Consider the following 24,121-nt stretch of genomic DNA (forward strand, 5'->3'; position numbering starts at 1 on the left):
AGTTCCTTCTGCTTGGATCAACTCTTTCGAGACGTCCACCAATGGAAGCCGACAGGCATCAGGAATACTACTGCGAGGGCAGCTAACGCGATCCACAGCCTTGTGTTTACCCAGGCCGCATCGGGAAACACGACTCGGAACATGAATGTCGGAAACACGAGAACGAACATCACGGCTGAAGCAATGCCCAGATAGACTCGCTTGAACAGCCGGCCAAAGGATGGAGCCCTGCTGTAACGCACGCCGAGGAATATGCCTGCAAGACCTAAACTGCAGCCAAGCAACACACCCAACATGCCAAGTAATAGTTCATTCATGAGCGTAATCCTCCTTCGCCGGCAACGGTGTCCATGGTTGTTTCGATCCTAACATTGCCGAGATCATGAATGACTATTCCTTGCGCATGAATCGCCAGCGTCCATCCTGGCCCATCACGGCCAGAAGATCGTCATTTGGATAGTTCACCTCGTCAGCCGTTGTCCGGTCACCGATCTCCAGGTAAACAACTTCCTTGTCGGTATGGTTGACCAGGTGATGCGCCTCACCTCCCGCCGGGAAACCGGCGCACATGCCGGGCGCCAGCGGTCGCGCTCCGGATTCTGAATTACATGCCAATTGGACATGGAAAATGTCCTTGCAATTGCTAAAACCGCTCTATAAGCTGGACTCACCCTCCGGGGCGCGGTGCAGCTTTTTGAAGGATCAAATCATGACGACAGCACGCAGTATTTTTCTGTCCGGAAATACGACGAAGGACGAGCAAGAGTATTTCAGACTGATTGACGAGATTGCCGGAAAGCAAGAGTCTCGAATTATCAGCAACGGCAAGCCTGCTCATGCCGTTTATCTGCTCTACAAGTTTCTCCATTGCGCGAGACGCAGGATCAGCATTTGCACCGGCCGGTTGCTGCAAGAGTTGCCTGGCAAAACGGGTAGTGTGCTGGCGTACGCAGATCCCGTACTCGCAAGAGCGGCAATCCACTTCTTGGGCAGAGAAAACACCGAGCTCTCAATAGTCGTCGCGGACAAGGACGGGCTGGATACTGAGGGTGAGCCCCAAAGTCATCCATTTTTGAAAGCACTGGTGGATGCCGGGGCCGCCGTCAAAGGAACGGTGACGGTTGCTGCCAGTCGGAACGATCCGATGGAAGCGTTCCCTTACCATTTCCTGGTGATGGACGATACGGCTCTGCGTGTTGAAATCGATACCGAGAGTGCAGAAGCGTACGTGAATTTCAACGATCCTGTCCTCAACGAGCGTTTGCAAAGCCTGTTCCACCACTTCCAAGAAGACAGCAAACCTTTCTTCCAACTCCCTTTGCCCGCCTGATCCTGCGGGGATTGCGCTGCATGGAGGCTTTGAAATGAAGACCAGTTTCGACGAAGCCATGGCTGAGATTCGAAAGAACATCAAGGCGTATCAGTCCATGGAAAAGGAATTGGAACGCGATCATTTTGGCAGGATCGCAATGTTCCATGACGGAAAATTAGTCTCGACCTACAACGACCGCGGAGATGCTTACGACATTGGCTGCGAAAAGTTCGGCCTGGGTCGTTTTGCACTGAAGCGGATCGGCGAGAAACCCGCATCGCCAGGCGCCGGCACATGGAGCGCAAAAACTATACCGGCATAGATACCGGCATTCAATTGCCATATTATCTGCATCTGAAAACTCTAAGTTACTGATTTATATATATTGCGTTCCGGCACGCCAACCGGCATAATGACCGGCACTGTGCTTCCGATAATGATGGAACCAATGCTGCCCCGCGACGACAAGGCGGGCATGACCGACCTTGCCGTGGAACTCGTGGCGAAGGCAAGCGAACTTGCAGGGCGGATTCAACATACCGTGCGAGAGAGCATCGGGGATCTCGTGCGCTCCATGAATTGCTACTACTCGAATCTCATCGAGGGACACGATACGCACCCGCGAGACATCGAGGCAGCGCTGGAGGACAACTACTCGCCGGACCCTGAAAGGCGCGCTCTGCAGAAGGAAGCCCGCGCGCATATCGAAGTGCAAAGATTGATTGACAACGGTGACGATCCCCGGGAATTGCCGGTATCGACCGCGTATATCCAATGGATCCACCACGAATTCTGCCAACGTTTGCCCGACGAGTTGCTCCGGGTCGAAAACCCGGACACAGGCGCGGAGGTGCGCGTTGTGCCCGGAAAAATCCGGGACGGTGGAGTGGCGGTGGGCCGGCACATCGCCCCGCCCGCAGCCGACCTGCCGCGCTTTCTGAATCATTTTGAAACCGCCTACACAAGGAACTGGCTGTCCAGGACGCGGACCATCATCGCGGCAGGGGCGGCGCACCATCGATTCCTGTGGATCCATCCCTTCTACGATGGAAACGGACGAGTGGCTCGACTGATGTCACACGCCATGCTTTTGCGCTCCGGCGTCGGCAGCAGCCTCTGGTCCATATCGCGCGGGCTGGCCCGCAACGTGACCGAATACAAGAACAGGCTCGCGGGCGCCGACGCGCCCAGGCAAGGCAATTACGACGGCCGGGGAAAAAGATCCGCAGCGCAGCTGGAAAAATTCTGCGTGTTTTTCCTGCGAACCTGCATAGACCAGGTCGAGTTCATGGGTTCGCTCCTGCAACCCGGCGAACTATTGCGGCGAATGAAACTCTACACCGATGATGAAGAAGCCGCCGGGCGCTTACCGGCGCGCTCCATGTCCCTGCTTCGCGAGGCGCTGCTGATGGGAGAGTTCGCACGCGGACGGGCGCCGGAAATCACCGGCTACCAGGAACGGCGCAGCCGCCAGATACTCTCCACACTGCTGAAGAAAGGCTTACTTGTTTCCAATGGCCCGCGCGCTCCAGTGCGCCTGGGCTTCCCGCTCGATGTCGTGGAACGCTGGTTTCCACGACTCTACCCGGTAGATTGACACGTCGTGCGTGCATGGGGTCCGTAGACAACCGCAACGGCCAGCGTATGATGGCGCGGGGCAACAATCAATGACAGGAACCGGTCGGGAACCGGTTTCGGGAGGGACCCACATGAACGATGCGAGCACGGGCCTGCCGGTTACCCAAATCGATCACACCGTCGTCCGGGGTGTGATCGCCTATACGTCGAAAAAACCTGAACGGTTGGATCAGGAACGCGGCCGGGAGTTCTTCACCATCACCAAATACGGCTGGGGTGGCCGCACCATTGGCGTTCATACGGAAATCGACGACCGCCCCTCCGTTATGCGCGATGCCACTTACACGGTGGACGAAAACTGGATGCCCCAGGATTGTTTCGTCCGGCTTACCGTCGGCGACAAGTTCATGGGCACGGGGTGGTTTAAATTCCATGACGACTATACGGAGTGTGAAACGTACACCGCATTGGAAGGCCGGGTGTCCCAGCGTATGGACCACAAACACGGCCCATTGAAGTCTTTTCAGAACCATGCCATCGCCTGCGACAGCTGGCACTTTTCCCACTACGACCTGAGCAAAGGTCCCGGCCAGCAAAGCATTGACGAGTTGCTGCTGTGCTCGCCCGACCACAGAGGTGCGACCGGCCCGATGCTTTACCCCCTGCGTCTGGACCTGGTGTATGTGGGTGACGAAAAAATCACCGTCGGCGCCGGCACGTTTGATGCCCATCACTTCCAGGTGCCGACCAACACCGACCTTCCCGAAGAACACCCGCCCTATGAGGTGTATACATCGACAGACGGGGAATACACTTTCCTCAAGGGTGGAGTCGCCGGGTACATGCAGACTCATTACGAACTGGTGGAATATGAAAAGACACTTGGATAAAAGACTGGCGGCCAGGGGGGTTCATTTATGATCAAGGAGTACCACCAGCGCGACCATGTGGCGCGCAAGGGGCGCCTGCTATACACCTCCAGGAAGCCGGACCGCATGGGTGAGGAACGGGGCCGGGAAGTGTGGACCCTGACGCGGCATTCCGATGGCCGCCGGTCGTTGATGTCTCACGGTGAAATCGATGACCGGCCCAGTGTATTGCGTTTTGTCCAGCTCACCGTCGACAGCGGCTTTTCACCTGTTGACGCCTTTGTCCGCATCACCATCGGGGATGAATTCCGCGGCTCGGGCTGGTTTCGCTTTGCCCATGGGGTTGCCGAGTGCGAGACGGTCACAACCACGGAAGGCCGGTTGTCTCAACGTGTGCCGTACTCGGGTATTTGCCCCGTCTTCGGCGGTCATGCCATTCAGAATGACGGTTGGGTCTGCGCCGGTGTGGATTTATCCAAACCCGGTGAACCGCAGACGTTTGAACATTTTTTGTCGTCGACCGATCATCGCGGTGCGACAGGGCCGACCATTGCGACAGCCCGGCCTACGGTGATCTATCACGGGGATGAGGACATCACGGTGGGTGCAGGCTCGTTTACGGCGCATCACTTTCAATTCGTGGCGGTCGGGGGCCTGCCCGAAGAACACCCGATCTACAACGTATGGACCACAAACGACGGTGACTACGTGTTTCTCAAGGGTCAGGTCGACGGGTACATGCAGACCCATTACGAATTGGTTGAGTTAAGCGACGGACTCTAACGATCCGACCACCGGGGGCAAGCCTGGTGCGGCGGTTCCGGGCAGCGTCGTTCGCCGTTCCTAGTCTTCCCACTCCTGGCTTCTGTAGAACTTCAGGCGGTCTCGGTTGCGCTCGCGCTGGCGCTTCAGGTTGCGCTGCTCAAACAGGTAGCCGAAAACTTTCGCAATAACGACCAGCGCTAGGGCGCATAGGATTACTATCAGGATTGTTGACGAGATCAAATCAACCCTCCCGGGAATGTTCCTTCAGAAAAAACTCGTCCGGAACAACGCCTTCAGGAAAGTTGATTCTAGATTCTAGTCCTAAATGGATTCAATTGGTTTCATATCGTTTCTTTAGGGATCAAGCAATGACAAGAATGCTCCTGGCGGCGATTGTCATTCAGGGCCTGGCCCTGGTCGCGAAACAGAACGTGCCGAACGCGGGCGGCTTCATCTGCCGGCGCGCCGAATGATGCGGATCGGGTCTATTCGCCTGGCGCAGGGCGTCACGCGCCGGCACGTGCTGGCGGCCGTGTTTGCCAGCCTGACGACGCTCAGTCTTCTGGTCTACATCAATCTCATCCAGCCGTATCTGTTGATCAACATCCTGGCGCTGCCGCCGTCGGACATCGGATCGGTGACGGGACGCCTGGCTGCAGTGCACGAAGGCGTGGCGATTGTCACGATGTGCCTGATCGGCGGGCTGTCCGACCGGTGGGGCCGTCGGGCCTTCTACGCCGCCGGGTTTTTCATGATGGGGCTTGGGTATCTGCTCTACCCGCTCGCGGACTCCACGACGCAGCTGACGCTTTTTCGCGCCGTCTTCGCAATCGGCAGCAGCACGGCGCTGGTGATGTTCACGATCGTCGCCGTCGATTACAGCCGGGGCGAGTCGCGGGGCAAGGTGATCGGCGCGCTCAATGTCATCAGCGGGATCGGCGTGATGATCATGACCGTCGTCATGTCCCGACTGCCGTCCATGTTGGAGAACGCCGGGTTCGACGGGGCGGCGGCCGGCCGCGCGGTTTTCTGGATCACGGCGGGTCTCTGCTTCTTGTCGGCCATCGTTCTGGGCCTCGGCCTCAAGAAAAAATCAGCGGGAGACGCACATCAAGAAGCCGGCCCACTCGCTTCCGCCGTTACGGCGCTCAAACTGGGGCTGCGCAACCGCACTCTGGCCCTCACCTACGGGGCCGCTTTCATCGGCCGCGGCGACCTGGCCATCATCGGCATTTTCCTTCCGCTGTGGGTGGCCCGGTCCGCGCTGGACGCCGGAATGTCGATGGGAGACGCAACTCTCCGGGCCGGCGCCTTGCTGGCCGTTCACCAGGTTGCCGTCGTGGCCTGGGCTTACGTGGCGGGTTACCTGAACGACAGGTTCCACAAGGTCAGCGTAATGGTCCTCGCCTTCGTGCTGGCCACGGTCGGATACGGCGCCTTGTGGGTGGTCGGAGATCCGTTTGCGCTTCTTGCGTTCGCCGGCGTGATTGTTCTGGCGGCCGGCGAAATCAGCATCGTCATCACCAACAATGCCCTGGCCGGAGAACAGGCGCCCGAGCCGTCGCGCGGCGCGGTGCTTGGATTCCTGGGCGTATTCGGGGGCGTCGGCATCGCCGCATGGACCCTCGTCGGCGGCCGGATCTTCGACGGTATCGGCGCAACCGCGCCCTTTGTCATGATGATTCTGGCTAACCTTGTCGTCATTGCCTGGGCGCTGATTGTCAGGAGAACGGCTGCCTCGGCGCCTTAGTCGAGCATCGCACCCGAAGGGAGTTCCAGCCATGTACATCAATCTTTGGTACGTCGCGTCGTTCAGCAGCGAACTGAAGGACGAACCGGTGAAAGTGCGAATGCTGAACCGGGACTTTGTGCTCTTCCGGGACGGCGACGGAAAAGCGCATTGCCTGAGCAACGTGTGCCCGCACAGGGGGGTGAGCCTGGCCCAGGGCAAGTGCTTTGACGACGGCACTCTGCAATGTCCGCAGCACGGCTGGCGGTTTGGCGGCGATGGCCGCTGCACTTCCATCCCATCCCAGGGCGACGATTTTGCAATGCCGCCGGGCGCCAGGGTCGATTCCTACCCGACCGAGGAACGGCACGGGTTGATCTGGACGTTCCTGGGGGACAGCCCGGACACCGCCCCGCCCATACCCGACATGCCGGAGATCGAAACTCCCGGCTGGCGGACGCTTGAATACGGCGAAGTCTGGAACGCCAACTACCACTGGGCGAAGTTCGCGAACATCGATCTAACCCACGTTCCCATCGTGCACGGGCAGGAATTCATCGGCAGCTTTACGCCGAAGGAGAACATCTCTCGTCCGGATGACTACAGCATTTCATCGCACATACGAACGCCGTTTGAGCAGCCCAAGGGTGATTGGAGCGAGATACGCGAAGAACAGAAGCACATCGCCTCGACGCTTACCTTCCATGTGTCCGGATTCACGTTCAAGGGACATCTGGAGATCGGCGGCGAGGGGTCGGGCATATTCGCCACGTTCTACGAAATGTCCACGCCCATCGACTCGCAAACGACCGCCATGCGCTACCTGTTTACCCGCAATTTCATGGCCGAACCCGAGCACGACGAAGGGTATATGGCGCGCAACATGAAGAACGTCAACGAGGATCGCGCACTTGCCGAGACCCAGTTGCCGAAGAATGGACCTGCACCGCCGGGCGACCGCGACCTTCTTATCGATCCGGACGACACCATGCTCAAGGGCTATTGGGAGATCCTCGGCCGGCTGCGGGATAGAGGTTGTGAGATCGACCTGGCGGCGCTGGAAGAGCTGGACCGCGGCCACCGCTACTGCGCCATTCCGTCCCCCGCCCGCCTGACCAACCCCACCGCCTGGACCCACGACACCGTTCCACTAATCCAATCGGTTACTAATCATCCCGGCAAGCGCAAGTCATAGCGCGTGCTGCGCCCGCCAGCGGGCAGCCGCTCAAGCGCCCCGATTTTCGTGAGATAGGACAGATCCCGAGTGGCCGTTGGGCCCGAGCAACCCGTCAGCGCAACGTACTTGCGCGCACTCATGCCGCCCTTGAAGCCCTCGGGACCTTCGCGCAACATGCGGGCCAACACCTTCTCCTGGCGGTCGTTGACGCGGTTCCCGTAGCTACGCCAGAACGCGGCCTTGCGAATCACGAACGCGATCTGATCCCTGGCCTGTTCCTGAGAATTCAGGACGCACTGCGTCCACCACTCCAGCCAGCCGGTAATGTCCATACTGCTTTGTCGGCTGGCCTGGTTAAGCATCCGGTAGTACTCCTTGCGTTGCCGTTCGATGGCGGCGGACAGGCTCAGTAATACCGGGTAGCCCAATTCCTGGGACAGCGCGATCTCGGCGATCGCCCTGCCCATGCGCCCGTTTCCGTCCGCAAACGGATGAATGGACTCGAAATACAAATGGGCGACACCTGAGCGCACCGGTCCCGGCAATGAACTGCTGGCATTGAACCATTCGACGAAGGTTTCCATTTCGCCGGCAACCCTGGAAGCCGGAGGCCCCTCGAAGTGCACTTTCTCCTTCCCGGCAACGCCGGAGACGATCCAGACCGGCTCCGTGCGCCAGCTTCCCGCGTTAAGCATCCGTTCACCCAGGAATTCGCGATGCCAGGAGCACAAGGTTTCAATGGTCAGCGGCTTGGCGAATTCCTGGCGGGACTGAACGACCAGACGAGCGATTCCGCGAGCATCAGGATCCTGCCGTCGATCCTCTGCGGCCAGACCCAGTTGCTTGAGAACGGAAGACCGAATGGCCTCGGGATCAATAATCTCGCCCTCGATCCGCGACGTCTTCTGAGCCTCTACGACCATCAGATCGATCATTGAGTTGGTGCGCTCCTGCTCGGAAAGCGGCTGCACCTCGCGGGCAAGCCGGTTGACGGCCAGCGCGTAGCGATAGCTGTTGTCCTGGACAACCTCCGCATTCCAGGTGAAATGCGGCCAGTCCTTGAGTTCCCAGATGTAGGGCATGACGGAACTTTCCGTTTCGGTTTGATGGGAATGATCCGAATAATACCCCTATTCGGATCACATATCTGCTATTTATCGCAATATTATGATTCGAATAGGCATCATATTCTCATCAGGGGTATAGAGTTGAGAAGCCTTTGAAGGAGGAAATGTGACTGAAGACGAAATATTGATTGAGCGAATCCGTCCGTTGCTTGACGGCCATGCGGGTTTTTCAGAGAAGAAGATGTTTGGGGGCGTTTGCTTCCTGATCAACGGCAACATGTGCCTTGGGACATGGAAAGGTTCGCTGATCGTTCGTCTGGGGAAGGACAAGCACGAGGAAACGCTTGCCCGGCCGCACACCCAGCCCGCCAACATAACGGGCCGGGTCATGACGGGATGGGCGCTGGTCGAACCGGCCGGAATAGCGTCCGAGCCGGACCTCAAAATCTGGGTGGAAGAAGCAGCCGCGTTCGCCGCAAGCCTCCCGGCCAAATAACCGCCGGGCGCCGGACCGCGGCACTTACGTCCGACTTATGAATGCCCGAAGCACGGGCAAGATCCTTTCCGGAGCTTCCTCGGCCAGGAAGTGTCCGCAGTCCGGAAATTCATGTGCCTCGACGTTGGAGAGCTCCGACTTCCACCGATCCAGTTCCTTCTTGCGAAACGCGATGTCCCGAAGTCCCCAGAGCACCAGTGAGGGCTTGTCCGCAAACGTCGCCCGCTCGCGCCAGATCGAACCAAGCCATTCGCCTGCTTCGACAATGTAACCGGGCAGAGCGGCATTCGCGGCCCGGGCGTCGGGTGTCGGCAGTGCGTTGCGGTAGTGGGCCCTGACCTCCGCTGTCAGGACTTTGCTGTCGCCTACCGCCATCGGCATGACCCTGTTTACGAAAATATTGTGGTGCTTTATCAGGTATTGTCCGATCCAGCTCGACATCAGGAAGCTGAACGACTTGAAGTGGAAGTCGTCACCGACCGGCCAGCACCAGGTGTTGGAGATCACGAGGCGCCTGACCCTGTCCGGACGCCGGCGTGCCAAGTCGAGACCGATCGGGCCGCCCCAGTCATTCACGAACAACGTCAAGTCGCGAAGATCCAGATGGTCGATCAGCGAATCGAATCTGTTTGCGTGCCTCTTGGGGTGATGGTCTTCACTCCGGTCGCTTCGCGACGACAGGCCAAACCCGATATGGTCGGGAGCGATGCAGCGGAATCCGGATCGAAGCCCGGCGATCAGATGCCGAAATTCAAAGGACCAGGCCGGATTGCCGTGAACGAATACGATTGGATCGCCCGAGCCTTCGTCAACATAGTGCATCCTGTGTCCGGACGGGGTAGTGAAGAACCTGCTGTCGAACGGGTACATCTCGTTCGCAACCCAGTCCGGGCGAGAGATCGAAGCAATCCGGTTCATCCGGCCGACAACTCTTGCAGCTTGGCGAGGCACGAGATCCAGCTATGCTCGTGTTCGTCACGCGCCTCGTCCTGCGCAAACCGGGAATGGGTCAGGGTAAGGCGCGTCTTGCCGGGTAACTCAGGCTCAAACTCGACGGCAAGAAGCGTCTCGACATCGCTACCCTCCCAACACCAGGTGTGCACCAGCCGCCGGTAGGGTACGACTTCCCGATACACGCCGCGGGTGAGCCATCTTCGTCCGTCCGCGCCACGAAATTCGATAAGAAACTTCCCTCCGATCACGGCATCCGCGACCGTGCGAACCGCAACGGCGTTGCCGGGCGCCAGCCAACGTTTCAGGACCAATGGATCGGTCCACGCAGCCCAGACCGTCTTTATCGGGGCGTCTATCACCCGATGCAGGGTCAGGTAGATTTCCGTTTCGGGCGGTTGCTCTTGTTCGGGCTTTGTCATTGCGGTTCTTCCGAACCCGAACCGCCACTTTTGGGTCCGACCTGGGCCTCGAGCGCATCCAGGCGGTCAGTCCAGAAGCGCTCGTGAAAGCTGAGCCAGCCCCAGGCGTCCTCAAGCGCAGCCGGGTTGATCCTGCACACCCGTTCCCGCCCTCGCGCTTCTCGCGTCACCAGGCCCGCGCGCTCAAGAACGCCCAAATGTTTCGAAACCGCGGCGAGCGACAGGGAGAAGGGTCTGGAAAGGTGGCTGACGGTCGCTTCCCCCTTCGCCAGGCGATCAATGATGGCCCGGCGGGTTGGATCGGATAGCGCCTGGAAGACCTGATTCAAATCATACTCAACCATGTGGTTGAGTATATTGGCCTCCCAACCGATACGCAACCATTTGGTTGAATATGATCGGCTCATGCAAACATAGCTTGGGCCGCCGCCCAGGGCGCCTGTTATCCTGCCGCGATGACGGCGCTCTACGACAGGATCGGGCGCGGATACGCGGACTTTAGAAGGCCCGATCCGCGCATCGAGAAGGCGATATGGGGAGCGCTGGGTGACGCGAAGTCCGTCATCAACGTCGGCGCCGGAGCCGGCTCGTATGAGCCGGTCGACCGGCACGTCGTTGCGGTGGAGCCGTCGATGACGATGATCGCGCAACGGCCGGAGGGCAGCGCCGCCGCGATCCAGGCTACGGCGGACTCCTTGCCGTTCGGGAATGACAGTTTCCACGCGGCGATGGCGATCCTGTCCGTCCATCACTGGGGCGACAAGGCGAAGGGGCTCCGGGAACTAAGGCGCGTTGCGCGCGACCGTGTCGTTGTGCTGACATGCGACCCCGAAGCGCGGGGATTCTGGTTGACCGACTATTTCCCGGAACTCTTCGAGATCGACCGTCAGATATTTCCTTCGTTCCGCGACATTGAGCGCGAACTCGGATCCGTAACAGTGCAGACGGTCCCCGTTCCGCACGATTGCACCGACGGCTTTCTCGGCTCCTGCTGGCGACGCCCCCACGGCTATCTCGACGAGCGGGTGCGCGGCGCAATGTCCACGTTCTCCAAGCTGTCGGAAACGGAGACCGGGCTGGCGCAACTGAGCGCCGACCTCGAATCCGGGCACTGGCAACGCAAGTACGGAGCGCTTCTGAACGAAACGGAACTCGACATCGGCTACCGCCTGCTCATAGCCGGCGCCTGACGCGTCTGTTGGCCGCGGAAACCGTATACGATTGCCGTTTTGGCGTCGGCAAGGGGAAAATTGTGCGTATCACTGTGTTTGCGTCGCTGCGGGCGACTTTTCTATTGGGAGTGGCATTGACCATGACTGCACATTCGATCGATTCGGCCCAGGCTGCCGAGCAAGACGAAATCGAAGCCATAAAGGCCTTTATTCACCACACCGCGGAAGTCTGGAACACCCAGGACTTCCGCAAGGTGCTGGACCTCTGGGACCAGGACGAAGAGGTGCCCTTCTACCTGGCCGAGGAACAGGAACGCTGGTTCCTCGGTTGGGAGCCGCTCCGGGCCTATCTGGCTCCGCCCCTGCCGAACCCGGTGCTGGAAGCGCTGCGCGAGGAAATGTATGACATTTCGGTCAAGCTCATCGCCGACGATCTGGCCATCGCCGTGTGGTACATGCATTTCGAAATGAAGATGCGAGGGAGGAGCGCCCTGGGCGAGGAAATCCGGATGAGCGCGGTCTTGCGCAAGAAGCCCGAGGGATGGCGGTTTATCCATTGGGCGGAGTCGCCCCTGACACCCACGGCCTATATCGACAAGCTCAGGGAGAAGGAGGTGGATTATGAGAAATTCACGCCCCTGCTTGAGCGCGGGCGTGCGGTAAGGGAAGCCTGGACGGCCGAGGCACAAGAAAAAGCCGCCAGCGAATAGCCGGACGGCCGTAACGGCTCAGATGCGCGTAGTAGGCCCGAGCGCGGTCGAAGCGCGAACATCCGCTGTCACAGCCTTCGTGGCGGCCGCGCTTTTCGCGCCGGCCTCCCTGACGGCTCAACCGGAACCGGAACCGGAAATCGAGCAACTGGTGGTTGAGGGGGAGCGGCTCCCCGAAGGCGCGGCCGACCCGTTCGGGGTGCTGGACGCCGCCATCGGCGATACGGTTTTCGGCCTCGACAAGACGGCGTGGGAAACTCCCCGTTCCACCGCGTCCCTGAGCGAAGAGCTGCTCGTGCGGCATGGCGTCGAGACGGTAGAGGACTTCTCGCAAATCATCCCGGGCGCCCATACGGCCTCGTTCTTCGGGCTGGCGGCCAGCATCGACCTGCGGGGCGCCCTTGCCGACACGCACTTTCGAGGCATGCGCCGGCTGGTCAGCGCCGGAGGATGGCAATCGCTCATTCGGGCCGCCGACCGGGTGGACGTTGTACGTGGACCGGCCACGCCCATCCACGGTGCGGGATCGATTTCGGGCTACATCAACCTGGTGCCCAAGACCGCACGCGCCGACGAGGACCGGTTCATCGAGGCGCCCAGAGGCGACGTGGCCGTCCGAGTCGGTTCCTGGAATCGCTATGGCTTCGAAGGACAGCGTGGCGGTCCCGCGCGCCTGTTCGGAAAACCGGCAGGCTATCACGTGTTCGGCCTCTGGGAGGACGCCGGAAGTTACTACCGGGAACATCCGGGGCAGCGGCAGCTCATGCTGCAGGGAACCCTGGTGGTGGACCTGCGCGGCGACGTCTGGATCGAAGCGGGGCAGCAGTATCAGCGCTGGCGCGGCGCGGAGAACGCCGGCTGGAACCGCGTCGATCAGAAGCTCATCGACGAGGGCCTGTACCTGTCCGGCGAGCCGCTGGTGAACCTGGACAGCGACCGCGACGGACGGATCAGCCAGCGCGAAGTGCTGGCCGTCAGCCCGCGCAATCGGCTGGCCGTGTTCCAGCCCTACGGGCAGACCGGCCTGACGTTCGCCAGCGAGGCCGAACGTCAGGCTCTGCGGCTCAACCCGGACACGCTGCGGCGCGTGCCGATCGGCGCCGAACATTGCCTTTGCGCTCCGTCGGACAGCGGCGCGGCCGAGTCTCTGGCCGCCTACTTCGACGTGTTCGCGGAATTGGGCCGGGTGACGTTGCGCCAGAAGCTGTTCCTCGATTACGCCGACCGGCACATCGTGGCCAGCTACGGGTTTTCGCAGCAGCACCGCACGGTGCTGGTTGAGGAGCGTCTGGAGGCCGTGTTTCGCGGTCTTGAACTGGGCCGGGCGCTCACCGTGGATCTGGTCCTTGCGCCCAACCTGCGCTACTACGACACGCGGGCCCGCCAGGACTTCTCCTACGAGTTCTTCAACCGCAGGGACATCAGCAAGCCGCCGTCCCCGCTCGACCTGCGCGACTCGGCCTTCGCCAGTCCAGGCGAGGAAGCCCACACTTCGGATGTCGCCACGGAATGGCTGAACCTGGGCGTGGCGGCGCTGGCGGACGTGACTTTCATGGAGCGCTGGTCGGTGCTGGCCGGCGCGCGCTGGGACCGCTACGACCTGACTTCGACCAACGGCCCCGGGCCACTCGTGACGGCCACGCCGAACGCCTCGGCGTCCACCGTGCAAAGCAAGCTTTCGTGGAGCGTGTCGGTCAGCGTGACGCTGGGCGGCTGGCGTCCGTACGTCACCGTTGCCGAGCAGGCCCTGTCCCTGGGCGGACAATCCGGAGAGATTTCCGTGCGCAACGTCAGGGAGGGGCCGCTGGGAACCTCAAGGCTTCGGGAGGCGGGGCTGAAATTTGCCGGATTGGGCGGGCGTCTGCAGGCGGCCCTGGCCTGGTATGAGCAGAAACGCGTCGACTATTCGGCGTTCGCCGACGCCAATCTGGCGGTGCTGGGCCGGGGACTGGAGCTGGATTTGCGCGCCGCCGTGAGCGAACGTCTTGGATTGCTGTTTTCCGCCACGCGCTCGCGCATCTATCGCGAACCGCTTACCGGGCGGTTCATTTTCGCGCCGCCGGCGATCACCGGCCTGGCCCCCGAAGACCAGCACGGCGGTCACGTGGTGACCGTCCTGCCCGCGGGAGACACCCGGTTTCGCGAACGCGGCGCCCTGCCGGAATTCGTGGTCAGCGCCGGTGGAACCTGGCAGGCGGCGCGCGACCTGGCGCTCACGTTAAGCGTCAGCCGTGTAGGCCCCGCCTGGTCCGGCGTGGCGCGCACCGTGCGGCTTCCTGCATACACGCTGGCGAACTCATCGGTTTCGTGGACCATCCGCCAGTGGAGCGTAATCCTGGCAGTCAACAATGCGCTTGACGAACTCTATTTCCAGGGCAATTTCCCACAGATCTTCGGCGATGTGGTCGTGCTGGCGCGGCCGGAGCGAAACTGGCGGCTGACTCTGCGGCGCAGCTTCGGCTCCTGAACCGTGCTCAGCGGCAGGATCGGGAGCGGGTACTCCGGTTCCCGAAGGCACGTATCCGCTAGGCGATGCCGCAGCGCTCCAATGCGGGCCTGGTCAGATTCCGGCTGCCGGTCTCGGTTACCAGCACGTCGTCCTCAATCCGGATTCCCCCGTAGGGCTGCCACCGTTCCACGTTTTCCCAGTTGACCGCACTGCGGAGGGGCCCGTCGCGGATCTCGTTCAGCAAGGCGGGTATGAAGTACAGGCCCGGTTCGATGGTCACGACGAACCCGGGCTCCAGGGTCCGGGTCAGGCGCAGGAACGGATGCTCGGGCGGGGGATTGCGCTCGGCTCCGTCGGGCGACTCCAGGCGGCCGCCGGCGTCGTGGACCTGCAGACCCAGCAGGTGGCCGAGTCCGTGCGGCAGAAAGGTGCGCGTAAGGCCTCGTTCGTAACCCTCCGCCGCGGCGCAACGAATGATTCCGTGTTCCGCCAGCACTTCGGCCAGCAACTGATGCGTGCGATCGTGCAGCGAGATGAAGCTCGTTCCGGAACGGGCCTCCTCGCAAATCGTCTGCTGCAAGGCATCCATTGACGCGATCAGGTCAGCGAAAGGATCGCCCGGGGACGTCCAGGTGCGGGTGATGTCCGACGCATAGCCGTTGTGATTGGCCCCGGCGTCGATCAGGAATGAGCGGAACTGCTCGGGCGGCTGCGTGTCGAGGTTCTGATAGTGCAGGACCGCGGCGTGTTCGTTCAGGGCCACAATGCTCTGATACGGCAGCGACGACTCGCGCTGTCCCGACGAGCGGCAATAGATGCCGTTGAGTTCGAACTCCGACGGCTGTCCCGTCAGCGCTTCGCTGGTGGCGGCATGTCCCGGCGCCGCCACGCGGTTTGCTTCCTCCAAGCATGCGACCTCGTAACGCGTCTTGCAGGCGCGGTGGTAATCCAGGTGCGTAAGCAGCTTCTTGTCGTTGACGCTCGCCAATCCCATTGCTCCGTGCGCTTCCTCGCCGATGCCGGCCAACCGCGACACCCCGCCCAATTCCTTCAGCAGGTCTCCCTTTTCCGAAACGCTGCGAATCTCCAGGTATTGGGCCCAGAATCCGGAAGGCTCGGGCGCCGGCATGTGCCAGAAGTCTTCATGCTGCAACCAGACCAGCACCGGGGTTTCGCCCGGAACGATCTTGAGGGCGGAGTCGGGATACGCGTTCGGCGCCCAGGCCTTGAAGTAGGGTTCGGCGAAGAACGGATACTCGAGATCGTCCCGGTGGCGATACTTCGCTGCGCCCGAGAACACGACGACCCCGTCAACTCCGCATGCGCCGCACGCGCTGGCGACCCGCTTGTCCCACTCCGCGATATGGTCGCGATACAGGGACGCCCAGGAACCGGGTGCGGAGCCTTCAGGCATTTGCGGCCTCCATCAGCGCTGACTTGCGCACTTGCCGGAGTCTACCGAAGATTGCATCGTTGACCGCATCGATCAACCTGCCCAAACGGGTGGGTTTCCTCGCGGGCATTGATCGCTAACCTAGTTCTAATGAAGGTTAGGCCTATTGCGCGCGCGGCCAGCGACGTGGGCGGCACATTTACCGACCTCGTGCTCTACCGCGTCGGGAAGGATGGCGGTGAGGTCCGTTGCTCGAAGGTTGACACCACGCCACCGGACTTCGAGGTCGGGGTCATGTCGAGCCTCGAAAAGCTGGACCTGGAACCTTCCGAGCTTGATTTCTTTGCCCACGGATGCACGGTGGTCATCAACGCGCTCACGGAGCGCAAGGGAGCAAAGACCGCACTGATCACGACCCGGGGCTTTCGGGACGTGCTGGAAATAGCACGGGGCAACCGGCCGGATCTGTTCAACTTCAATTTCCGCAAACCCAAGCCCTTCGTGGACCGATACCTGAGGCTGGAGATTCCGGAGAGAACGACCTATCACGGCGAAATTCAAGAGCCCGTGGACTTGAGTTCGCTTCCCGAGCAGATCGACTACCTCAAGAGCGAAGGCGTGGAAGCGATCGCGGTCGCCTTTCTTCATGCCTACATCAACCCTTCCAACGAACAGCGCGCCGCCGAGGAAATCCGGCGCCTGTGGCCGGAGGCTTCGGTCATCGCTTCCCACGAAGTATCGCGCGAATGGCGAGAGTACGAGCGCACCAACACCACCGTGCTGGCGGCCTACGTGCATCCCATAGCCGAAGCCTATATCGAGCGGCTGCAGGCGAGCCTTGAGCAGGGCGGTTTCCGACGCAGCCCCTACATGATGCAATCCAACGGCGGCATCACAACAGCGGAGGCCGCCAAGCACAACCCCATCGCGATGGTCGAGTCCGGGCCGGCCAGCGGCATATTTGCGGCCGCGTACCTGGGCCAGCTGATCGGCGAACCCAACCTGATCGTGCTCGATATCGGCGGCACCACGGCCAAGTGCGCACTGGTCGAAAACGGCAGGGTCCGCGTAACCACCGAGTATCACATCGAGAAGACCCGGAAGTCCCCCGGCTACCCGATCCAGACGCCGGTGTCCGAAATCGTCGAAATCGGCACGGGCGGCGGGTCGATAGCCTGGGTGGATGCGGGAGGCAAACTCCATGTGGGCCCCCAGTCGGCGGGCGCGGACCCCGGACCGGCCGCGTATGGCCGGGGTGGCACGCGCGTCACCACCACCGACGCCAACCTGGTTCTTGCCCGTATCGATCCCGACAGCTTCGTAGGCGGGGAAGTCGATCCCGACTGGTCGTCGGTGAATCGCGCCTTCGCATCCCTGGAGGACGTTCTGTCGCTCACCCGCGAGGAAATCGCCCGCGGCGTTGTGCAGATCGCAAACGCCAACATGGTCAATGCCCTGCGGCTGGTGTCCACCAACAAGGGCCACGATCCGCGCGAATTTGCGCTCATCGCATTCGGCGGGGGCGGAGCGATGCACGCCCTGCCCCTGGCGGAAGAGCTGAAGGTGCGCAAAGTGATCGTGCCCGTGAATTCGTCGGTGTTTTCCGCATGGGGCATGCTGCTGACCGATCTGCGCCGCGACTATGTACAGACCCGGCCCCTTTACTTCAACGCCGAAAACCACCCGCAGGTTCTCGACACGTTCGCGCAGCTCCGGGACAAGGCCGAAGACGACTACGTAAGCGACGGAGTCATTTCCACCGCTCGGGAACTGACCTTCGAACAGCATGGCGACATGCGCTACGAGGGCCAGGAGCATACGGTCAAGGTGCCCCTGAAGCTGAGCGGGCAAGTGCTGGAGCAGGAGTTGGAGGCGGCGACCGAAGATTTTCATCAGGCCCACGAGCAACGCTACACGTACCGGCTCGATAACCCGGTCCAGATCGTCAACTTTCACCTGGTGGCGACGGTGGAAGTGGACAAGCCGGAACTTGCGGAACGCAAGCCTTCGGGGAAAACGCTCGAAGAGGCGCTGCTGGGCACGCGCGAGGTGGACTTTCATCCGCATGGGCGTCACGAGGCGCGAATCTACGACGGGGGGCTGCTCGACTCGACCATGAGTGTGGCCGGACCGGCAGTCATCCAGGAGGCCTCGGTGACGCTTCCGGTGCCTCCCGGCCGAAAGGTAACCCTGGACCGTCACGGCAACTACCACATCGAGCTGAAACAACCGGGCAAGGAAACAGGAGAACGAGCATGAGTTCCACGTCATTCGATCGGGAAGTCATCAAGGACTGCATCGTGGCGGTGGGAGACGAAATGTTCGAGGCGGTCATCCGCACCAGCATGAGCCCCATCATCTATGAAACCACCGATTTCGCAGTGGGCGCCACGGATGCCAGGGGCAATCTCCTGGCCCAGGGCAACGGGGTCACCGCCTTTCTGGCCACGCTGGATACGGCCGTTCAGGACCTGTTGAACCACTATCCGGAACCAGGAGACATCGCCGAAGGCGACGCTTTTATTACCAACAGCCCCTATTGCGGCGGCGGGACGCATCTCTCGGACGTCGTGATCATCGTTCCGGTGTTCCACGAGGGGAGGCTCATCGCCTTCACGGTCAACAAGGCGCACTGGACCGAGGTGGGAGGCGCCCAGCCCGGCAGCGTATCGACGGAATCGACGGAGATTTACCAGGAAGGGCTGCATTTCCGGTTCCTCAAGCTCTACTCCGGAGGCGAGCTGAACAATGCCCTGGTGCAGATCATTCGGGACAATGTCCGCCTTCCCGAATCCACCATTGGCGACATGCATTCGGGCGTGGCGGCGGCGCGCGTCGGCGCGGCCCGAATCCGGGAACTGGCCGCCAAGTACGGGGTGGAGTCCGTCCTGGAAGCGATGGAGGACCTTCTCGACTACGGCGAACGGATGACCATCGAAGAGATCCGCAAGCTGCCGGCCGGCTCCTTCAAGGCGACGGACATTGTGGAAGGCGACGGCCTCGGTAACGGCCCCTTCGAAATTCAGTGCACGGTGACTATCGGAAACGACCGGATCACCGCGGACTTCACCGGCACCAGCAAGCAGGCCCAGGGGCCGATCAATTGCGCCTACACAGGCCTGATCACCGGCGCGCGCTGTCTGTTCAAGGCCGTCACCAACACCGAAATCCCGGCTAACGGCGGCTGCTTCCGGCCACTCGAAGTGATCTGTCCGGAGGGCACGGTCATCAGTGCAACCTCGCCGGCGCCGGTGTCGCTGTATTACGAGTCCCTGATCGCCGCCATCGACGTGATGTGGAAGGCCCTTGCTCCGGCCATGTCGGACCGGCTGTCGGCGGGACACCAGCGCACGGTGGGGGCCAATTTCATTTCCGGCATGCATCCGGACACCGGCGAGTTGTTCGTCATGGGTCAGCCGCTGGTGGGCGGCTGGGGCGCCTCGGCCGGCGTCGACGGCGACAGCGGACAGTTCTGCTGCGGAAACGGCGAAACCTACAACGTGCCCGTGGAGCTGTTCGAAACCCGCTACGGGCTGCAGGTGGAGCAATACGCGTTCCACAACGAAGCCGGCGGCGAAGGACAGTACCGGGGCGGCAAGGGCGTCGTTCTCGATTACCGCGTAGTCTCGCCGGAAGTGTTTCTCACCTATGCCGCCAGCCGCACGGAAGCGCGTCCGTGGTCGATAGAGGAGGGTCTTGAGGGATCCACCAACTACGCCAAGGTCCTGCGCAAGTCCGGGGAAGAGGAGCGCTACTCCATGTGCACGATGGTGCGCGCGGAGCAAGGCGATTGCATTCGGCTGGTGTCGGCGACGGGCGGTGGCTACGGCGATCCCAGGCAACGCGAGCGCGCGCACATCGAACAGGACATCAAGAACGGCTATCTGACCTGCGAGCGGGCGGCTGACGTGTTCGGGTTCAGTGGATGAGGCGCCGCGCAGCTCCGCGGATTTTCTGACCCCAGGAGTCGAAAACGCCGGCGGATGGATTTTTCCAAGTCTCAGGTCCCCGCCTCGGCCACCTATACGGGCTGGCACATCGCGTTCGTGATCGTGGGCGGCACCATCGCGGTGCCGGCGTTCCTGATGGCGGCCAATCTCGGCGCCAGCCTCGGCTTGCGCGATGCGGCAATCGCGTTCGGTTGCGGCTGTTTCATTCTCGGCTCGATGGCCGCGCTTACCGGACTCTGCGGTCAGAAGTCCGGGCTGTCGGCCTACATGCTCAACGAATTCGCGTTCGGACGCTGGGGCGGAAGAATCGCCAGCACGGTCGTTTCCATGACCCTGATCGGCTGGTTCGGCGTAACCAGCGCGCTGTTCGGCAGAGCCGCCAACCTGATGGGCCGCAGCGTATTCGGCATCGACTGGCCGGTAGAGCTCTACATGGTCCTTGGTGGCGGACTGATCGTGGCCGTCACCGTTACCGGGTTCAAGGGCATAGACAAACTGGCCCTGGCACTGGTTCCCGTAATGCTGGGTTTCCTGATGATGGCGGCCTGGATGTCACTGCCGCAACTGGAGCAATGGACCGAACCGACCGGAGGAACTCCGATGACGCTCACCACCGCCATCTCGGCCATCGTGGGCAGCTACATCGCCGGAGTGACGATCCAGCCCGACTACGCCCGGTTCGCGCGGTCCAGGCGCGCCGCGCTGGGCTCGGCCTTCGTGGCGCTGGCCATTTCGTTTCCGATTCTCCTGTTCTGCACCGCCATTCCGTCCATCGCCTATAACGAACCGGACCTGCTGAATGTGATGATTGCGCTGGGTATCGGCATTCCGGCTTTTCTGCTGCTGATACTGGCCGCCTGGTCCTCGAACGTGCTGTCGGTCTATTCCGGGGCGCTGGCGTTGGCAACAGTCTTTCGACGCCTGGATCTGCGAGTGCTCATTGTGGCAGTGGGGACGCTCGGTACGTTTCTGGCCCTGGCCGGGGCCGGCGACTACCTGATCGAGTACCTGGTACTGCTGGGGATCACGATTCCGCCGATCTCAAGCATCTACCTGGTCGACACCCTGCTGTTCCGCAAACGCTTCGACGAAGTGGAATTGAGCAAGCGTCCCCGCCTCGCGCTGAAGGCCCTGGTAACCTGGATCGCGGCAGTGAGTGTAGGAGCCTGCTCCCATTTCGGCTTGTTTACGCTGACCACCGTCGCCGCGCTCGATTCCATTGTCGTTGCGGCTGCGCTGAGCGTGATTGCGGGTGGTGGTTTTCGTCGTGCGGGCGTCTTGGTGCGTTCCACATGATTTGATAACCTGAATTCTCCCTGCGACCCCCGTTCGGTCGTCCCTTGCACATGGGCGTTAAAACAACATCAGGCAATAGCGCGAAAGGCACCGGTCCCTGGGTGCTGCGCGGCAAGTTGAGACCGCCTCTGGGACATCATTCCCTGCTTGAGCGGTCCGACCTGGTCGCCTCGCTCGACGATCTTTTGAACTACCAGGCGTCCATCGTCATTGCTCCGGCCGGCTACGGCAAGACCACGCTCCTGACGCAGTGGCGCGAGCGGCTGTCAGCGGACGGATGCAGAGCCGGCTGGCTGACCCTCGACGGACAGGATGCGGACACCTACCGCTTTCTCTGCTATTCCATCTTCGCGCTCGCGGAAGCGGGCGTGGACCTGGGCCAGCTCGAGATGTTCGCGGAACAGGGGCTTACCGAACTGCCGCTGGAGTCGGCTCTGGTCCGTTTCCTGTCTTCGGTCGAGGCGGCCGGCAAACCCGTGGTTCTGATCCTCGACGATTACCACCGGCTGGAATCCGAATCGATCGACCAATTGTTGGACAAGCTGATCGACAATGCCCCCGGCAACCTCCATCTGATCATCAGCTCCCGTCACCGGCCCGCTTTCAATGTTGCGCAGCTCTGCCTTACCGGGCGGGGAATTGAAATCGGCGCCGAGATGCTGCGTTTTTCCGATGCCGAAATGCAGCAGGCCCTGGGCAACATCCGCAACGAAGAAGTGCTGGGGACCATTCAGTCCACAACCGAGGGATGGCCGGTGGCCGTGCAGCTTGCCCGCCTGGCCTACGTGGGCGGCGGCTCGTTCGACATGCGCGCCATGACCGGAAGCGAGGGACACATCGCGCACTTCTTCTCCGAGCAGGTCGTGCGTGGCCTGGAGGAGAAACACCAGCAGTTGCTCACCCGCACGGCCATTCTGGACCAGTTCAACGTTGAGCTCGCCAACGCAGTGTATGGCGGCGCCGACGCCTCGAAGATACTCCACTCGCTGAGCGACCTCAGCGCCCTGATCGTGCGGCTCGACGAAGAGGGCGAATGGTATCGCTACCACCACCTGTTCGCGGAGTTTCTGACGGGTTTGCTGGGAGAGCGCGAAGCCGACCACGTGGAGGAACTGCATGCGCGGGCGTCGCTGTGGTTCGAGCACGATGGCGATACGCAGCACGCCGTGCGGCATGCCGTCCTGGCCGGGGACATGCCGAGGGCGGCGCACCTTATCGAGTCGGCGGGCGGCTGGGAACTCATCCTGTTCGGCGGGATCGGCTACCTGCGCAACCTCCTGAACCTCATTCCCGAGGACCAGGTCACGCTGTTCCCGCGGCTTGAAATCGCAAAATCCTATCTGCTGTTGAAGATGGGCAACGTGGCGTCGGCCCGGGGCCACTTCGACCGCGCCTGCGCACAGCGCGAACAAACCGATGGCGACCCGGAATGGGGCAAGTGGTTTGCGCGCGACGCGCTCAATATCGGCTCGCTGCTCTCCGCCTACGAGGACGATGAGACCGCCCTTAACGACGCGATCGGGCAGAAGCAGGTCGCGTTGCCCAATGGCGAACCCGACCGCGTGACCGACGGCGTGCTTGCCTGCCAGAGAGTGGTGACGCACATCTACTGCGGACGCTTCCGGACCGCCGAAACAACCCTGCGTGCCGCCATGCGCTACATGCGCCAAGCCAACTCAGTGCTCGGCCTCAATTACTGCTACGTGCATGCCGCGGTCAACAATTTTCACGTGGGCCGAATCAACCAGGCGCTCGCCGATGCCCGTGAAAGCAGTTCGATGGCGTCGGACAACTTCGGCAGCGACAGCGGGCTCAAGTCGCTGTCGGACGTGGCCCTGGGCGCGCTGCTTTTCTGGCGAAACGAACTCACCGAAGACGACTGGCGAAGGTTCGAGTTGGCTCTCGAACACACGGCGCGCTACGACGGGTGGTTCGAAATCTATGCGATGGGACTGGAAACCACGGTTGACCGCGCGCTCCTCCATGGGGACATCGAAGCGGCAAACGGCATCATTGAACGGACAAGGCGCCTGGCGCGGGAGCGGTCCATGGAGCGCCTCGACCGGCACGCGGATTCCATGGCATTGCACGTGGCGGTCGAAAAAGGCGACCGCCTGGCGGCCGGACTGATTGCCCGGAAGCTGCGCGACAGGCATCCCCCGGGGTTGTGGCGGGAGAAACGTTTCTGGTGGCGCAACCATGTACACGCGATGCTGGCGCTTGCCAACCATTGCGGAGAAAAGGACCGCGCCGATGGCGAGGCCTACTTGCAGGACGCCGAAGAATGCTGCAGGAAACTGGGTGCGGGATTCCTGCTGCTGCGCGTGCGCGTCACCCGCGCGGCGCAGCTTCACCGGCTCGATCTGCGCCGGGAAGCCCTCGAGCAACTGGCGCGCGCCATACGAATGGCCAGGCCCGAGGGACTGACCGGTGCGGTCGCGAGACCCGGCCCGATGCTTGCGCTGCTGAGGCATGCCCAGAGCTATTGGCGCAGAAAACCCGGCGAAACGGCAACCCGGCGCTTCGTGGGCGAAGCCATCAACCTGATTCAGCAGTCGGCTGAAAAGCGCCCCGATGCATCCAACCGCGTCTCCCTGAGTCCGCGCGAAATGGAAGTGCTGTGGGAGCTCTCGCTGGGCCGCTCCAACAAGCAAATCGCCCGAGCGCTCTACATGACCGAGCACACGGTCAAGTTCCACCTGAAGAACGTCTTCCGCAAACTCTCCGTCAACCGCCGCACCGAAGCCATGCGGGTCGCCCGCGAACACAACCTGATCTGAATCGA

21 protein-coding genes and 1 pseudogene are annotated in these 24,121 nt (G+C 61.7%); 15 read left to right on the forward strand and 7 right to left on the reverse strand.

Annotated features, from left to right (window positions below; translation table 11 throughout):
* Nucleotides 1-17 precede the first annotated feature (17 nt).
* The gene (locus F4036_10925) at nt 18-317 is read right to left on the reverse strand and encodes a hypothetical protein (GenBank protein MYK38252.1); all 300 of its coding nucleotides are present in this window, start codon (nt 315-317) and stop codon (nt 18-20) included.
* 73 nt (nt 318-390) lie between these two features.
* A pseudogene (locus F4036_10930) lies at nt 391-582 on the reverse strand (cupin).
* A gap of 127 nt (nt 583-709) precedes the next feature.
* Here F4036_10930 and F4036_10935 point away from each other — a divergent pair.
* From F4036_10935 to F4036_10965, 7 genes are all read left to right on the forward strand, one after another.
* Nucleotides 710-1,330, forward strand: a complete 621-nt coding sequence (locus F4036_10935) for a hypothetical protein (GenBank protein MYK38253.1) — start codon at nt 710-712, stop codon at nt 1,328-1,330.
* Nucleotides 1,331-1,364: 34 nt separating this feature from the next.
* Complete coding sequence (locus F4036_10940) at nt 1,365-1,634, forward strand: hypothetical protein (GenBank protein MYK38254.1); 270 nt, start codon at nt 1,365-1,367, stop codon at nt 1,632-1,634.
* Nucleotides 1,635-1,751: 117 nt separating this feature from the next.
* Complete coding sequence (locus F4036_10945) at nt 1,752-2,909, forward strand: Fic family protein (protein ID MYK38255.1); 1,158 nt, start codon at nt 1,752-1,754, stop codon at nt 2,907-2,909.
* 148 nt (nt 2,910-3,057) lie between these two features.
* Nucleotides 3,058-3,780, forward strand: a complete 723-nt coding sequence (locus F4036_10950) for a hypothetical protein (GenBank protein MYK38256.1) — start codon at nt 3,058-3,060, stop codon at nt 3,778-3,780.
* 27 nt (nt 3,781-3,807) lie between these two features.
* Complete coding sequence (locus F4036_10955; protein MYK38257.1) at nt 3,808-4,542, forward strand: hypothetical protein; 735 nt, start codon at nt 3,808-3,810, stop codon at nt 4,540-4,542.
* A gap of 451 nt (nt 4,543-4,993) precedes the next feature.
* On the forward strand, nt 4,994-6,274 hold the full coding sequence (locus F4036_10960) for an MFS transporter (protein MYK38258.1): 1,281 nt from the start codon (nt 4,994-4,996) through the stop codon (nt 6,272-6,274).
* Nucleotides 6,275-6,305: 31 nt separating this feature from the next.
* Nucleotides 6,306-7,448, forward strand: coding sequence for an aromatic ring-hydroxylating dioxygenase subunit alpha (locus F4036_10965; GenBank protein MYK38259.1), 1,143 nt, complete (start codon nt 6,306-6,308; stop codon nt 7,446-7,448).
* Here F4036_10965 and F4036_10970 read toward each other — a convergent pair.
* Nucleotides 7,424-8,512 (reverse strand): Fic family protein, encoded by a 1,089-nt coding sequence (locus F4036_10970; protein ID MYK38260.1) that lies wholly within the window; start codon nt 8,510-8,512, stop codon nt 7,424-7,426. The two genes, F4036_10965 and F4036_10970, sit on opposite strands and share 25 nt — an antisense overlap.
* A gap of 151 nt (nt 8,513-8,663) precedes the next feature.
* Between F4036_10970 and F4036_10975 the strand changes: the two genes are divergently transcribed.
* Nucleotides 8,664-8,993: a TfoX/Sxy family protein gene (locus F4036_10975; GenBank protein ID MYK38261.1), complete on the forward strand. Its 330-nt coding sequence runs from the start codon at nt 8,664-8,666 to the stop codon at nt 8,991-8,993.
* A gap of 24 nt (nt 8,994-9,017) precedes the next feature.
* Here F4036_10975 and F4036_10980 read toward each other — a convergent pair whose 3' ends face one another.
* The 3 genes from F4036_10980 to F4036_10990 are packed head-to-tail and all read right to left on the reverse strand — an operon-like array spanning nt 9,018 to nt 10,710.
* Nucleotides 9,018-9,911, reverse strand: coding sequence for an alpha/beta fold hydrolase (locus tag F4036_10980; protein ID MYK38262.1), 894 nt, complete (start codon nt 9,909-9,911; stop codon nt 9,018-9,020).
* Nucleotides 9,908-10,366 (reverse strand): SRPBCC domain-containing protein, encoded by a 459-nt coding sequence (locus tag F4036_10985; protein MYK38263.1) that lies wholly within the window; start codon nt 10,364-10,366, stop codon nt 9,908-9,910. The genes F4036_10980 and F4036_10985 overlap by 4 nt, the downstream gene beginning before the upstream one ends.
* Nucleotides 10,363-10,710, reverse strand: a complete 348-nt coding sequence (locus F4036_10990; GenBank protein MYK38264.1) for a helix-turn-helix transcriptional regulator — start codon at nt 10,708-10,710, stop codon at nt 10,363-10,365. Before F4036_10990 ends, F4036_10985 begins: the two co-directional genes overlap by 4 nt.
* Before the next feature lie 111 nt (nt 10,711-10,821).
* On the opposite strand from F4036_10990, the gene F4036_10995 reads away from it, so the two are divergent.
* The 3 genes from F4036_10995 (at nt 10,822) to F4036_11005 (ending at nt 14,715) form a co-directional block, all read left to right on the forward strand.
* Nucleotides 10,822-11,556: a class I SAM-dependent methyltransferase gene (locus F4036_10995; GenBank protein MYK38265.1), complete on the forward strand. Its 735-nt coding sequence runs from the start codon at nt 10,822-10,824 to the stop codon at nt 11,554-11,556.
* Between the two features lie 122 nt (nt 11,557-11,678).
* Complete coding sequence (locus tag F4036_11000; protein ID MYK38266.1) at nt 11,679-12,248, forward strand: nuclear transport factor 2 family protein; 570 nt, start codon at nt 11,679-11,681, stop codon at nt 12,246-12,248.
* A gap of 79 nt (nt 12,249-12,327) precedes the next feature.
* The gene (locus F4036_11005; GenBank protein ID MYK38267.1) at nt 12,328-14,715 is read left to right on the forward strand and encodes a TonB-dependent receptor; all 2,388 of its coding nucleotides are present in this window, start codon (nt 12,328-12,330) and stop codon (nt 14,713-14,715) included.
* A 58-nt stretch (nt 14,716-14,773) separates the two neighbouring features.
* Here the strand turns inward: F4036_11005 and pepQ are convergent, their stop codons facing one another.
* Nucleotides 14,774-16,111, reverse strand: coding sequence for a Xaa-Pro dipeptidase (gene pepQ / locus F4036_11010; protein MYK38268.1), 1,338 nt, complete (start codon nt 16,109-16,111; stop codon nt 14,774-14,776).
* Between the two features lie 129 nt (nt 16,112-16,240).
* Here pepQ and F4036_11015 point away from each other — a divergent pair, with 129 nt between their 5' ends.
* Genes F4036_11015 through F4036_11030 form a run of 4 tightly spaced genes read left to right on the forward strand, consistent with a single transcriptional unit; the run spans nt 16,241 to nt 24,116 of the window.
* The gene (locus tag F4036_11015; protein ID MYK38269.1) at nt 16,241-18,349 is read left to right on the forward strand and encodes a hydantoinase/oxoprolinase family protein; all 2,109 of its coding nucleotides are present in this window, start codon (nt 16,241-16,243) and stop codon (nt 18,347-18,349) included.
* Nucleotides 18,346-20,019: a hydantoinase B/oxoprolinase family protein gene (locus F4036_11020; protein ID MYK38270.1), complete on the forward strand. Its 1,674-nt coding sequence runs from the start codon at nt 18,346-18,348 to the stop codon at nt 20,017-20,019. Before F4036_11015 ends, F4036_11020 begins: the two co-directional genes overlap by 4 nt.
* A 54-nt stretch (nt 20,020-20,073) precedes the next feature.
* On the forward strand, nt 20,074-21,336 hold the full coding sequence (locus F4036_11025) for a hypothetical protein (protein ID MYK38271.1): 1,263 nt from the start codon (nt 20,074-20,076) through the stop codon (nt 21,334-21,336).
* A 50-nt stretch (nt 21,337-21,386) separates the two neighbouring features.
* On the forward strand, nt 21,387-24,116 hold the full coding sequence (locus tag F4036_11030; protein MYK38272.1) for an AAA family ATPase: 2,730 nt from the start codon (nt 21,387-21,389) through the stop codon (nt 24,114-24,116).
* Nucleotides 24,117-24,121: the final 5 nt, after the last annotated feature.

It is taken from the genome of Gammaproteobacteria bacterium (genome assembly GCA_009845905.1).
Lineage (GTDB): Bacteria > Pseudomonadota > Gammaproteobacteria > Steroidobacterales > Foliamicaceae > Foliamicus.